This window comes from Streptomyces rubiginosohelvolus (assembly GCF_014649875.1).
GTDB classification, from domain to species: Bacteria; Actinomycetota; Actinomycetes; order Streptomycetales; family Streptomycetaceae; genus Streptomyces; species Streptomyces rubiginosohelvolus.
Map to the genome: position 1 here is coordinate 77,784 of NZ_BMTW01000016.1, position 12,055 is coordinate 89,838.

Genomic DNA, 12,055 nt, shown 5'->3' on the forward strand with positions numbered 1-12,055 from the left:
GGAATTTCAGTTTCGAGCGTTGCTCTTGCGGCGGCTCGCGATGAGCTGACCGACAAGAACCATCAGTACCGCAATCACGAACATGGCGGTGCCGATGACATTGATCTGCACGGGCGTGCCGCGCTGCGCCGATCCCCAGACGAACATGGGGAACGTGACGGTGGAGCCCGCGTTGAAATTCGTGATGATGAAATCGTCGAACGAGAGCGCGAAGGCGAGCAGCGCTCCCGCCGCGATACCGGGGGCGGCGATGGGAAGGGTCACCCGTACGAAGGTCTGCACGGGGCCCGCGTACAGGTCGCGGGCGGCTTCCTCCAGTCTCGGGTCCATCGACATGACGCGCGCCTTGACGGCGGTCACCACGAAGCTGAGGCAGAACATGATGTGCGCGATCAGCACGGTCCAGAAGCCGAGCTCGGCGCCCATGTTCAGGAAGAGGGTGAGCAGGGAGGCCGCCATGACGACCTCGGGCATCGCCATCGGCAGGAAGATCAGCGAGTTGATCGCGCCGCGCGCCCGGAAGCGGTAGCGGACCAGGGCGAAGGCGATCATCGTGCCGAGCGCGGTCGCCCCGAGCGTCGCCCAGAAGGCGATCTGGAGCGAGAGGGAGAGCGAGCCGCACAGGTCGGCGACGCCGCAGGGGTCCTTCCAGGCGTCCAGCGAGAACTGCTGCCAGGCGTAGTTGAAGCGCCCCTTGGGCTTGTTGAACGAGAACACCATCACGACGATGTTCGGCAGGATCATGTACGCGAGGGTCAGCAGACCCGCGATGACGACCAGGTTCCGGCGTATCCAGCGCAGTACGGGCATCAGACCAGGTCCTCCGTCCCGGAGCGGCGGATGTAGAAGGTGACCATCAGCAGGACGATCGCCATGAGGATGAACGAGAGCGCGGCGGCCGTCGGGTAGTCCAGGACCCGCAGGAACTGGCTCTGGATGACGCTGCCGACCATCTTGGTGTCGGTGGAGCCGAGCAGTTCGGCGTTGACGTAGTCGCCGCTGGCCGGGATGAAGGTCAGCAGGGTGCCGGAGACCACGCCGGGCATGGAGAGCGGGAAGGTCACCTTGCGGAAAGTGGTGGCGGGGGTGGCGTAGAGGTCGCCCGCCGCCTCGTGCAGCCGGCCGTCGATCCGCTCCAGCGAGGTGTAGAGCGGCAGGATCATGAACGGCAGGAAGTTGTACGTGAGGCCGCAGACGACGGCCATCGGGGTGGCCAGGACCCGGTTGGACTCGGTCCAGCCGAGCCAGCTGGTGACGTCCAGGACGTGCAGGGTGTTGAGCACGTCCACGACCGCGCCGCCGTCGGCGAGGATCGTCTTCCACGCCAGCGTACGGATGAGGAAGCTGGTGAAGAACGGGGCGATGACCAGCACCAGGACGAGGTTGCGCCAGCGGCCCGCCTTGAACGCGATGAGGTAGGCAAGCGGGTAGCCCAGCAGCAGGCACAGGATCGTGGCGGTGCCCGCGTACAGCAGGGACCGGATGAACTGCGGGTAGTACTCGCGCAGCGCGTCCACGTACGTCTGGAAGTGCCAGGTCACCTCGAAGCCCTGCTCCAGCGAGCCGGTCTGTACGGAGGTGGAGGCCTGGTAGACGAGCGGCAGGGCGAAGAAGACGACCAGCCAGAGGATGCCGGGGAGCAGCAGCCAGTAGGGGACGAGCCGCTTGCGGGTGGAGGGCTTGCGGAGCGTGAGCTCCCGGGGCTCCTCAGGGGTCGGCGCGGGCGGCGCCTCGGTGACGCTCATTCCGCGTCCTCCACGCTCGTCGCGCCCGCGTCGATGTCCTGGGCGGCGTCGAGTCCGAAGGTGTGGGCGGGGTTCCAGTGCAGGACGACCTCGGCGCCGGGGACCAGCCGGGTGTCGCGCTCGATGTTCTGCTCGTACACCTGGAGGGCCGTTCCGGCCGGGCTCTCGACGACGTACTGGGTGGAGACGCCGATGAAGCTGGAGTCGGTGATGCGGCCGGTGGCGCGGTTGCGGCCGGCGGGGATGTCACCGGCGTCGTCCGCGTGGGCCAGGGATATCTTCTCCGGCCGGATGCCGAGGAGGAGACGGCCGCCGGCGGCGGTGGAGGCCGAACATCGCTGGCGGGGCAGCGAGAGCTTTCCGCCGCCCGCGGCCACCACCAGGTTCTCGCCGGTGGAGACGATCTCGCCCCCGATGAGGTTGGAGGTGCCGAGGAAGTTGGCGACGAAGGTGGTGCTCGGGTTCTCGTAGAGGTCGGCGGGGGCGCCGAGCTGCTCGACGCGGCCGCCGTTCATCACCGCGACGGTGTCGGCCATGGTCATGGCCTCCTCCTGGTCGTGGGTGACGTGCACGAAGGTGATGCCGACCTCGGTCTGGATCCGCTTGAGCTCCAGCTGCATCTGGCGGCGGAGCTTGAGGTCGAGGGCGCCGAGCGGTTCGTCGAGCAGCAGGACCTGCGGGTGGTTGATGAGCGCGCGGGCGACGGCGACGCGCTGCTGCTGGCCGCCGGAGAGCTGGTGCGGCTTGCGGCGGGCGAAGTCACCGAGCTGGACCAGCTCCAGCATCGCGTCGACCTGCTTCTTCACCGACTTGATGCCGCGCCGCCGCAGCCCGAAGGCGACGTTCTCGGTGATGTCGAGGTGCGGGAACAGCGCGTAGCTCTGGAAGACGGTGTTGACGGGCCGCTTGTACGGGGGCAGGTCGGTGATGTCCTTGTCACCGAGGAAGACCGTGCCGGTGGTGGCCTCCTCCAGGCCCGCGATCATCCGCAGGGTGGTGGTCTTGCCGCAGCCGGACGCGCCGAGCAGGGCGAAGAAGGAGCCCTGGGGAACGGTCAGGTCGAGCGGGTGCACGGCGGTGAAGGAGCCGTAGGTCTTGCTGATCCCGGCGAGGCGGACATCGCCGCCCGCGGTCTGCTGCTGCTGTGTCATGGGTCGCAGTCCCAGTGTGTTCGGGGGGAGTTCGGAGAGGGCAGGGCCGGTGAGGCACCGGTGGCGGCCGGGTCAGGCGCCGATGAGCTTGGCGAACTTCTCTTCGTACGCCGTCTCTTCCTCCGTGCTCAGGGAGCGGAAGGAGCGGGACTTCGCCGCCATCTCCTTGTCGGGGAGGATCAGCGTGTTGGAGGCCATCGACTCGTCGATCTTGGCGAGTTCCTCGCGTACGCCGTCGACCGGGCAGACGTAGTTGATGTACGCGGCGAGCTGGGCGGCGACCGGCGGCTCGTAGTAGTAGTCGATGAGCTTCTCGGCGTTGGTCTTGTGCCGGGCCTGCGCGGGGACCAGGAGGCTGTCGCTGGAGGTGATGTATCCGGCGGCCGGGATGGCGTACTCGATGTCCGGGTTGTCGGCCTGGAGCTGGATGACGTCCCCGGCCCAGGCGACGCAGGCGGCGATGTCGCCCTTGCTGAGGTCGGCGGTGTAGTCGTTGCCGGTGAAGCGGCGGATCTGCTTCTTGTCGACGGCCTTCTGGAGGCGGCCGATCGCGCCGTCGAAGTCGGCGTCGCTGAACTTCCCCGGGTCCTTGCCCTGGTCGAGGAGGGTCATGCCGACGGTGTCGCGCATCTCGGAGAGGAAGGAGACCCGGCCCTTGAGCTTCGGGTCGTCGAGCAGTTGGGTGACGGAGTCGACCTTGCGGCCGCCGGTCGCCTTCTTGTTGTACGCGATGACGGTGGGGATGCCCGTCCACGGATAGGAGTAGGCGCGGCCGGGGTCCCAGTCGGGGCTGCGGAACTGGGCGGAGACGTTGGCGAAGGCGTGCGGGAGGTTCGAGGCGTCGAGCTTCTGCGCCCAGCCGAGCCGGATGATGCGGGCGGCGAGCCAGTCGGTGACGCATATGAGATCGCGCCCGGTGTCCTGTCCGGCGGCGAGCTGCGGCTTGATCTTCCCGAAGAACTCGACGTTGTCGTTGATGTCCTCGGTGTACTTGACCCTGATCCCGGTGCGCTCGGTGAACGCCTCCAGGGTGGGGCGGCTCTTCTCGTCCTCGCTGACGTCCATGTACTCGGTCCAGTTGGAGAAGTTCAGCACCTTCTCCTTCTCCGAGTGGTCGTCGGACGCCAGGCCGGCGTCGGCGCGCTTGGCGGGCGGGATGCCGCACGCGCCGAGGGTGGCTATGCCGCCGACGGCCAGCGCGCCCATGCCGGAGGCGCGCAGCAGGGAGCGGCGGGTGAGGGCGCCCCTGCCGCTGGTCAGGGACCGCCTCATGGCCGCCAGTTGGACCGGCGTGAGGCGCTCGGGCTCGTAACTCTCCATACGCTGTATGCCCTTTCGGGTGGGAGGCCGCGGGGGCCCGCGGTCGTGGTCGGGCCCCCGGGATGCGGCAGCTGCTATCGGTCCCCGAAGATCGTGCGGTGCCAGTCCTTGCGGGCGACGGCGGTGTTGTCGTACATGACGTGCTTGACCTGCGTGTACTCCTCGAAGGAGTACGCCGACATGTCCTTGCCGAAGCCGCTGGCCTTGTACCCGCCGTGCGGCATCTCGGAGAGGATCGGGATGTGGTCGTTCACCCACACACAGCCCGCCTGGATCTCGCGGGTGGCGCGGTTCGCGCGGTACAGGTCGCGGGTCCAGGCGGAGGCGGCCAGTCCGTACGGGGTGTCGTTGGCGAGCGCGATGCCCTCGTCGTCGGTGTCGAAGGGGAGGACGACCAGGACGGGGCCGAAGATCTCCGACTGGACGACCTCGCTGTCCTGGGCGGCACCGGCGATCAGGGTCGGCCGGTAGTAGGCGCCGTCGGCGAGGTCGCCGCCCGGGGCCTCGCCGCCGGTGACGACCTGGGCGTAGCCGCGGGCCCGCTCGACGAAGGCGGCGACGCGGTCGCGCTGGGCGTGGCTGATGAGGGGGCCGAGGTCGGTCGACGCGTCGAAGGGGTCGCCGATCCGGACGGTTTCCATGAGAGCGGCGACGTCCCGGACGAAGGCGTCGTAGAGGGGGCGCTGGACGTAGGCGCGGGTGGCGGCGGTGCAGTCCTGGCCGGTGTTGATGAGCGATCCGGCGACCGCGCCGTGGACGGCGGCCTCCAGGTCGGCGTCGTCGAAGACCACGAAGGGGGCCTTGCCGCCGAGCTCCAGGTGGAGGCGCTTGACGGTGGCGGTGGCGATCTCGGCGACCCGCTTGCCGACGGCGGTCGAGCCGGTGAAGGAGGTCATCACGACGTCCGGGTGGCCGACGAGGTGCTCGCCGGCGTCCTTGCCCGCGCCGGTGACGATGTTGATGACGCCGTCGGGGATACCGGCCTCGGTGGCGGCCTGGGCGAACATCAGCGAGGTGAGCGGGGTGAGCTCGGCGGGCTTGAGGACGATGGTGTTGCCCGCGGCGACGGCCGGGAGGATCTTCCAGGCGGCCATCTGGAGCGGGTAGTTCCAAGGGGCGATGGAGCCGACGACACCGATCGCCTCGCGGCGTACGTAGGAGGTGTGGTCGCCGTCGTACTCGGCGGCGGCCTTGCCCTCCAGGTGGCGGGCCGCGCCCGCGAAGAACGCGGCGTTGTCGACGGTGCCGGGGACGTCGAACTCGGTGGAGAGCTTGACCGGCTTGCCGCACTGGAGGGACTCGGCGTACGCGAAGTCGTCGGCCTGCTCGGCGAGGACGGCGGCGAACCGGTGCAGGGCGTCGGACCGCTCGCCGGGGGTCGCGCCGGACCAGCCGGGGAAGGCGGCGCGGGCGGCGGCGACGGCCGCGTCCACGTCGTCGGTGCCCGCGAGCTCGTAGCGGAGCACGCTCTCGCCGGTCGCGGGGTTCACGATGTCGTGGTGGCGGCCGGACGTGCCGGGGAGCAGCTTGCCGCCGATGTACTGCGCACCTTCCGCGAAGCGGTCCTGAACCTGGAAGCCGTTGCTCATGACGCTCTCCTCCGCCGCTGTACCCGCTGGGCGGGGTCGGCGTAGCTTCTTCGTGAATTGAGTGCCGATCCTGACAGAGGGGTTCAAGCCCAACAAGTGATTCCGTTGTTGCCTTTTGGTTACGCGACGGAATCTGTCGACCATGTGTCGTGTCGGTGCGGAAATCCCCGTACGGAGTGTCAGTGGCGGATGCCACACTCACATGCCATGGGACCGATCGATGAGCTTCTGGCGGACGTGGCGCGGGGCAAGCGGGTGAAGTATCTGCCGTTCTGGGGGCACCGTCCGCGCCCCGACGGGCGGATCGGTGCGAGCTGTCTGAGCCAGTGGTGGCCCTCGCCCTTCACGGTGGACGGGGTGACGTATGCGAGCGCCGAGCACTGGATGATGGCGGGCAAGGCGCGGCTCTTCGGCGATCCGGAGGCCGAGGCGGCGGCGGTCACGGCGAAGAGCCCTGCCGCGGCGAAGAAGGCGGGGCGGCTGGTGCGCGGCTTCGACGAGGACGTGTGGATACGGGAGCGGTTCGCCCTGGTGGTGGCGGGCAGCGTGCACAAGTTCGGGCAGGACCCGGAGCTGGGCGGCTATCTCCTGGGCACCGGGGACCGGGTGCTGGTGGAGGCGTCCCCGCGGGACCGGATCTGGGGCATCGGGCTCGCGGCGGACGACGAGCGGGCGGAGCGGCCGCAGGAGTGGCGGGGGCTGAATCTGCTGGGCTTCGCGCTGATGGAGGCCCGGGAGAGGCTGCGGGCGGGCGCGACGGGGTGACCCGGGGTCGCACCTGTACGACGACCGGCCGGGCGGGGATCGCTCCCTGCCCGGCCGGTCGTCGTGGCGTTCGGCGCGAGGTCCGCTAGCGGCGGTCCTCGACGACCAGCGACGTGGCGAACGGGTCGTCGTAGGGGTCGTTGTAGTCGCTGTCCCGGTCATCGGCCGTCGTGGCGGCCCAGATGAACAGGCCGAGGATTGCGGCGCCGACGACGATGCCGACGGAGCCGAGGATGACACCGGCGAGCGCCATGCCCCGGTTGGTGGCCTCGCCGCGCTTGGCACGGCCGAGGCCGATGATGCCGAAGATCAGCGCGAGGATGCCGAGGATGATGTTGAGGCCGTAGAGGCAGAAGCCGACCACGGAGATGATGCCGATCACCATCGCGGCCGTGCCCAGACCGTTGTTGGGCGCCGGGCCCCAGGCGGCCGGACCGGCGCCGTAGGCACCGTAGCCCGGGTATCCGCCGTACGGCTGCGCGGGCGGAGCCGGGTAGCCGTAGTGCGCGGCGGGCGGCGGGCCCGCGTGGCCGGGGCCGTTCGGGCCGATCGGTGGCGGCGGTACGTCCGAGGGCGCCGGCCCGAAGCCGCCGGCCTGGGGTATCGGTCCGGTGCCGTCCCCCGGTCCGGCGCTCGGCATCGACGTCACGGTCGGCTGGTCGTGGACCGCGGGCGGCGTGTGCGCGGCGGGCGGCGGCGTCTGCGCGCCCTGCTTGCCCAGATCCACCCTGGTGCTGTCCGGCGGTGCCCACGGATCGCGCGGCGCGGCCCCGCCCCCGGGCTGCTCTGTGTTGTCTGACATGGGCCTCCCCCATCGTGGTCCCGTCATGCTACGGCCAGGCCTGACGGGCCCGGACCCCGCCTGCGATGATCGGTGCGGCCGGTACGCCCGGCCGATGTCACGCCGAACCGGGAGAATTCCGATGACCGATCCGCACCCCTTCATCGCCGGGCTGCCCAAGGCCGAGCTCCATGTCCACCACGTCGGGTCGGCCTCGCCCCGGATCGTCGCCGAGCTGGCCGCCCGCCACCCGGACTCCAAGGTCCCCACGGACCCGGAGGCGCTGGCCGACTACTTCACCTTCACCGACTTCGCGCACTTCATCGAGGTCTACCTGTCGGTGGTGGACCTGGTCCGCACCCCGGAGGACGTCCGGCTGCTCACCTTCGAGGTGGCCCGCGACATGGCCCGGCAGAACATCCGGTACGCCGAGCTGACCGTGACCCCGTACAGCTCGACCAAGCGGAACATCCCCGAGGTCGGGTTCATGGAGGCCCTGGAGGACGCGCGCAAGGCAGCCGAGGCCGAGCTGGGCGTGGTCCTGCGCTGGTGCTTCGACATCCCGGGCGAGGCCGGGCTCCAGGCGGCCGAGGAGACCGCCCGGCTCGCGGTGGAACGGCGGCCCGACGGGCTCGTCTCCTTCGGCCTCGGCGGACCGGAGATCGGGGTGGAGCGCCCGCAGTTCAAGCCCTACTTCGACCGGGCCATCGCCGAGGGCCTGCACTCCGTGCCGCACGCCGGGGAGACCACCGGGCCGCAGACCATCTGGGACGCGCTGACCGCGCTGCGCGCCGAGCGCATCGGGCACGGCACCAGCTCCGTGCAGGACCCGAAGCTGCTGGAGCACCTGGCCGAGCACCGGATCGCCCTGGAGGTCTGCCCGACGTCGAACATCGCCACCCGGGCGGTCACCGACATCGAGCGCCACCCGATCCGGGAGATGGTTCAGGCCGGGGTGCTGGTGACGGTCAACAGCGACGACCCGCCGATGTTCGGCACCGACCTCAACAACGAGTACGCGGTGGCCGCCCGGCTGCTGGAGCTGGACGAGCGCGGTATCGCGGACCTCGCGAAGAACGCCGTGGAGGCCTCGTTCCTGGACCCGGCGGGCAAGCGGAAGCTGGCCGAGGAGATCGACACGTACACGGCGAACTGGCTCCGGGCACCCGGCAGCTGACCCCGGTCGTCACAATGGCCTCATGGCCAACACCGTCTCCCGCGTCACCGCCGTGGCCCACCGCGGCGATCCGTACCTCGCCCGTGAGAACACGCTGCCCTCGATCCGCTCCGCCCTCGAACGGGGGGCGGACGCGGTCGAGATCGACGTACGCGTGACCCGCGACGGGGTACCGGTCCTGCTGCACGACGCGACGCTGGAGCGGCTGTGGGGCCACGACCGGCGGCTGGAGTGGATCGACCACGCGGAGCTGAAGGAGCTGACCGGCGGCGGGGTGCCCACGCTCCGCGACGCGCTGCTCGCCGCCGGGGCGCACCGGGTGATGGTGGACCTGCCCGGCTCCACGGACGCCTCGGTGAAGAAGATCGTGAGGACGGTCCGCGAGTGCGGGGCCGGCGAGCGGGCGTACTACTGCGCGAACTCGGCAGCGATGCTGCGGGTACGTGCCGCCGACCCGTCCGCCGAGATCGCCCTGACCTGGACCACGCTGGCCCCGCCGCGCCCGGAGCTGCTGGCCGCGGTGAAGCCGCGCTGGCTGAACTACCGCTTCGGCCTGATCAGCCGGGAGCTGACGGACCGGGCGCACCGGGACGGGCTGCTCGTCTCCGCGTGGACGGCCGACACGAAGCGCACGATGCGCAAGCTGATCGAGCGCGGCGTCGATTCGATCACCACCAACCGGATCGACACGCTCCACCGACTCCTGGCCAACTCGCCCGGACACGGCGGCTCTTGATCGGTCCGGCATGATGGAGGGCCCGCACCGCCCGCCGCCGCACCGCCCCACGCGGCACGCGGGCCCCCTCCGTCACCGAGGAGCCAACCGTCATGGACCCCCGCCCGCAGACAGCTACCCCCCGGATACGTTCCGACGTCGCGCACAACGCGCGGGTGTGGAACTACTGGCTGGGCGGCAAGGACAACTACCCGGTGGACCGGGCGGTGGGTGACCGGGTCACCGGGATGTACCCGAGTATCGGTGAAGTGGCCCGCGCGGACCGGGCGTTCCTCGGCCGGGCGGTGCGGCATCTGGCGGGCGACGCGGGCGTCGACCAGTTCCTCGACATCGGCACCGGGCTGCCGACCGGGAACAACACCCATGAGATCGCCCAGCACACCGCGCCGCACGCCCGCATCGTCTATGTCGACAACGACCCGATCGTGCTGGCCCACGCCCGCGCCCTGCTGACCAGTTCGCTGGAGGGCGCGACCGAGTACATCGACGCGGACGCGCACCGCCCCGAGCAGATCCTGCGGGCCGCCCAGCCCACCCTGGACCTGGGCCGGCCGGTCGCGGTGATGATGCTCGGCATCCTGAACTTCGTGCTGGACACGGACGAGGCCCGCTCCATCGTGCGGACGCTGATGGCGGCGGTTCCCTCGGGCAGCCACCTGGTGCTGACCCACCCGACGCTGGAGCTGGGCGGCGAGGGCAACGAGGCGGCGATGCGCTTCTGGAACGAGAACGCCACCCCGCCGATCACCGCCCGCAGCCGTGCGGAGTTCGCCTCGTTCCTGGACGGTCTGGAGCTCCTGGAGCCGGGGATCGTCTCCTGCTCCCGCTGGCGGACGAACCCGCGGGAGCCGGAGGTCGCGCAGTTCGGTGCGGTGGCGCGGAAGCCCTGAGGCTCAGGCGCCCGCCGGAACGGCCGCCGGGTTCGCGGCGGTCGCTGCCCGCTCCAGCACCTCCAGCCGCTTGATCATGCGGCGGACCATCAGCAGCGGGATGACGCCGAAGACCCCGAAGGACATGTCGATCACGCTCCACCAGAACGGGATGCCGCGGAGCGGGCCGCAGATCAGGGCGAGCGGGATGATCCCGGCGCAGGCGATCATGCCGAACTCGATGACCCAGATGTTGCGGACCGGGTCGCGGTAGGGGCCGTAGAAGGCGACCGCGATGACCAGGTGGGCAAAGGCCAGCCAGTCGGTGCCGTACAGCATGAAGGGCTGCTCGCGGTCGATGGTGTCGAGGCCTTCGCGGACCCGGGTGATCCACTCCATCAGACCGGGGAAGTGCTCGGGGACCGGGGAGGCGGAGGCGCTCAGCAGGTCCTCCGTCCAGCGGAGTTCGGTGACGAGCGGGAAGGCCGTGAGCCCGCTCAGCACCAGACAGACGATGAAGAAGACCAGCCACCTGCGTATCCCCCGTGTGAGGGCCTGTCTTTCGCTCATATCCGCAGCGTACGCCCGTGTTTACCGCCCCTTTACGGCACCCCTGCCAGCGCTTCACAAGCCGACGATGCCGTTCCACTTCTTGGCGAAGTCCATCCGTTCCTCGGAGGTGATGTCGCGGGCGATGGCGAGCCGTTCGCGCATCGCGTCGTCGGGGAAGATGAGGGGATCCTCGGCGAGTGCGGCCGTCTCCTCGTCCTTGGCGGAGGCGAGGACGTCACGGGCGGCGGGGACCGGGCAGACGTAGTTGACCCAGGCGGCGAGTTCGGCGGCGACCTCGGGTTCGTAGTAGTGGTCCACCAGGCGTTCGGCGTTGCGCTTGTGGCGGGCGAGGTTGGGGATCATCAGCGACTCGGCCCAGAGTTCGGCGCCCTCCTCGGGGACGACGAACTCGATGTCCGGGTTGTCGGCCTGGAGCTGGATGACGTCGCCGGAGTAGGCCTGGCAGGCGAGTACGTCGCCGGTGGCGAGGTCCTTGATGTAGTCGTTGCCGGTGAAGCGGCGGATGTGCTTCGAGCGGACCCGCTTCTCGACCTGTTCGCACATCGTGTGGAAGTCGTCGGCCGTCCAGCGGGTGATGTCGACGCCGTTGCCCTGCATCAGCAGCGCGAACGACTCGTCGAGCCCGGAGAGCAGGGTGACCCGGCCGCGCAGGTCGTCGGCCCACAGGTCGCCCGTGGACCGGATCTCGCGGCCGAGCTTCTTGCGGTTGTACGCGATGCCGGTGATGCCGGACTGCCAGGGGACGCTGTGGAGGCGCCCCTCGTCGAAGGCGGGGGTGCGCAGTTGGGGGTCGAGGTACTTGGCGACGTTGGGCTGTTTCGCCCGGTCCATCTCCTGGACCCAGCCGAGCCGGACGAAGCGGGCGGCCATCCAGTCGCTGATGACGATCAGGTCCCGGCCGGTCTGCTGGTGGTTCATCAGCGCGGGGCTGATCTTCCCGAAGAACTCGTCGTTGTCGTTGATCTCCTCGGTGTACGTCACGGAGATCCCGGTGCGCTTCGAGAAGGCGTCCAGGGTGGGGCGCTTCGACTCGTCCTCGTCGTCGGTGTCGATGTAGAGCGGCCAGTTGGCGAAGTGCAGGGTGTGGTCGGTGGCCGAACTGTCGTGTCCGGCACGGTCCCCCGGCTCGACGAAGGCCGCGGGCACCCCGCAGCCGGCCAGCGTGGCGCCGGCCGCTCCCGCCCCGAGGGCGCGCAGCAGGGACCGGCGGGACATGGGGTTCTTCCTGATCGCTCGCACCCGCGCAGAATGCCGGTCGGCGCTCGCGCGGACAATGGACCAAGCGTCCAGCGGGGCGGGCCCGCCCCGCACACGTTGTCCAGACACGCAGACATGCGTACGGCCCCGGG

The 12,055-nt window shown here is 70.1% G+C and carries 12 protein-coding genes; 4 read left to right on the forward strand and 8 right to left on the reverse strand.

The features are described from left to right. Nucleotides 1-6 precede the first annotated feature (6 nt). The 5 genes from IE134_RS27935 to IE134_RS27955 form a co-directional block, all read right to left on the reverse strand. The gene (locus IE134_RS27935) at nt 7-810 is read right to left on the reverse strand and encodes an ABC transporter permease (protein WP_030715723.1); all 804 of its coding nucleotides are present in this window, start codon (nt 808-810) and stop codon (nt 7-9) included. Then, the gene (locus tag IE134_RS27940) at nt 810-1,745 is read right to left on the reverse strand and encodes an ABC transporter permease (protein WP_010061911.1); all 936 of its coding nucleotides are present in this window, start codon (nt 1,743-1,745) and stop codon (nt 810-812) included. Before IE134_RS27940 ends, IE134_RS27935 begins: the two co-directional genes overlap by 1 nt. Next, on the reverse strand, nt 1,742-2,896 hold the full coding sequence (locus tag IE134_RS27945; RefSeq protein WP_189432077.1) for an ABC transporter ATP-binding protein: 1,155 nt from the start codon (nt 2,894-2,896) through the stop codon (nt 1,742-1,744). The genes IE134_RS27940 and IE134_RS27945 overlap by 4 nt, the downstream gene beginning before the upstream one ends. 72 nt (nt 2,897-2,968) lie before the next feature. Then, on the reverse strand, nt 2,969-4,216 hold the full coding sequence (locus IE134_RS27950; protein WP_098895271.1) for an ABC transporter substrate-binding protein: 1,248 nt from the start codon (nt 4,214-4,216) through the stop codon (nt 2,969-2,971). A gap of 74 nt (nt 4,217-4,290) precedes the next feature. Further along, the gene (locus tag IE134_RS27955) at nt 4,291-5,805 is read right to left on the reverse strand and encodes a gamma-aminobutyraldehyde dehydrogenase (protein ID WP_189432078.1); all 1,515 of its coding nucleotides are present in this window, start codon (nt 5,803-5,805) and stop codon (nt 4,291-4,293) included. Between the two features lie 207 nt (nt 5,806-6,012). Here IE134_RS27955 and ybiA point away from each other — a divergent pair, with 207 nt between their 5' ends. Continuing rightward, nucleotides 6,013-6,570, forward strand: coding sequence for a riboflavin biosynthesis intermediates N-glycosidase (gene ybiA / locus IE134_RS27960; protein ID WP_030715707.1), 558 nt, complete (start codon nt 6,013-6,015; stop codon nt 6,568-6,570). Nucleotides 6,571-6,655: 85 nt separating this feature from the next. On the opposite strand, the gene IE134_RS27965 is transcribed toward ybiA, so the two are convergent. Next, entirely contained in the window at nt 6,656-7,372 is a 717-nt protein-coding gene (locus tag IE134_RS27965) for a DUF4190 domain-containing protein (protein ID WP_097984326.1), read from the reverse strand. Nucleotides 7,373-7,493: 121 nt separating this feature from the next. On the opposite strand from IE134_RS27965, the gene IE134_RS27970 reads away from it, so the two are divergent. The 3 genes from IE134_RS27970 to IE134_RS27980 all read left to right on the forward strand — a co-directional run bounded on the left by IE134_RS27970 (nt 7,494) and on the right by IE134_RS27980 (nt 10,154). Continuing rightward, complete coding sequence (locus IE134_RS27970) at nt 7,494-8,528, forward strand: adenosine deaminase (protein ID WP_032789212.1); 1,035 nt, start codon at nt 7,494-7,496, stop codon at nt 8,526-8,528. Between the two features lie 22 nt (nt 8,529-8,550). Beyond that, nucleotides 8,551-9,264 carry a glycerophosphodiester phosphodiesterase gene (locus tag IE134_RS27975; protein ID WP_098017246.1) on the forward strand — a complete coding sequence of 238 codons (714 nt, stop codon included), beginning with the start codon at nt 8,551-8,553 and terminating at the stop codon, nt 9,262-9,264. A 92-nt stretch (nt 9,265-9,356) separates the two neighbouring features. Beyond that, a complete protein-coding gene (locus tag IE134_RS27980; RefSeq protein WP_030715700.1) occupies nt 9,357-10,154 on the forward strand; it encodes an SAM-dependent methyltransferase in 798 nt (265 codons plus the stop codon). Nucleotides 10,155-10,157: 3 nt separating this feature from the next. Here IE134_RS27980 and IE134_RS27985 read toward each other — a convergent pair whose 3' ends face one another. Together IE134_RS27985 and IE134_RS27990 are read right to left on the reverse strand one after the other, a co-directional pair. Then, nucleotides 10,158-10,703 (reverse strand): hypothetical protein, encoded by a 546-nt coding sequence (locus IE134_RS27985; protein WP_030715698.1) that lies wholly within the window; start codon nt 10,701-10,703, stop codon nt 10,158-10,160. A 54-nt stretch (nt 10,704-10,757) separates the two neighbouring features. Beyond that, nucleotides 10,758-11,921 (reverse strand): polyamine ABC transporter substrate-binding protein, encoded by a 1,164-nt coding sequence (locus IE134_RS27990; protein ID WP_098017245.1) that lies wholly within the window; start codon nt 11,919-11,921, stop codon nt 10,758-10,760. Between the last annotated feature and the right edge of the window lie 134 nt (nt 11,922-12,055).

Coding starts and splice junctions, on each gene's coding strand:
- IE134_RS27980 (WP_030715700.1), top strand. CDS start 9,357: ATGGACCCCCGCCCGCAGACAGCTACCCCCCGGATACGTTCCGACGTC.
- ybiA (WP_030715707.1), top strand. CDS start 6,013: ATGGGACCGATCGATGAGCTTCTGGCGGACGTGGCGCGGGGCAAGCGG.
- IE134_RS27955 (WP_189432078.1), bottom strand. CDS start 5,805: ATGAGCAACGGCTTCCAGGTTCAGGACCGCTTCGCGGAAGGTGCGCAG.
- IE134_RS27945 (WP_189432077.1), bottom strand. CDS start 2,896: ATGACACAGCAGCAGCAGACCGCGGGCGGCGATGTCCGCCTCGCCGGG.
- IE134_RS27990 (WP_098017245.1), bottom strand. CDS start 11,921: ATGTCCCGCCGGTCCCTGCTGCGCGCCCTCGGGGCGGGAGCGGCCGGC.
- IE134_RS27965 (WP_097984326.1), bottom strand. CDS start 7,372: ATGTCAGACAACACAGAGCAGCCCGGGGGCGGGGCCGCGCCGCGCGAT.
- IE134_RS27975 (WP_098017246.1), top strand. CDS start 8,551: ATGGCCAACACCGTCTCCCGCGTCACCGCCGTGGCCCACCGCGGCGAT.
- IE134_RS27985 (WP_030715698.1), bottom strand. CDS start 10,703: ATGAGCGAAAGACAGGCCCTCACACGGGGGATACGCAGGTGGCTGGTC.
- IE134_RS27940 (WP_010061911.1), bottom strand. CDS start 1,745: ATGAGCGTCACCGAGGCGCCGCCCGCGCCGACCCCTGAGGAGCCCCGG.
- IE134_RS27935 (WP_030715723.1), bottom strand. CDS start 810: ATGCCCGTACTGCGCTGGATACGCCGGAACCTGGTCGTCATCGCGGGT.
- IE134_RS27950 (WP_098895271.1), bottom strand. CDS start 4,216: ATGGAGAGTTACGAGCCCGAGCGCCTCACGCCGGTCCAACTGGCGGCC.
- IE134_RS27970 (WP_032789212.1), top strand. CDS start 7,494: ATGACCGATCCGCACCCCTTCATCGCCGGGCTGCCCAAGGCCGAGCTC.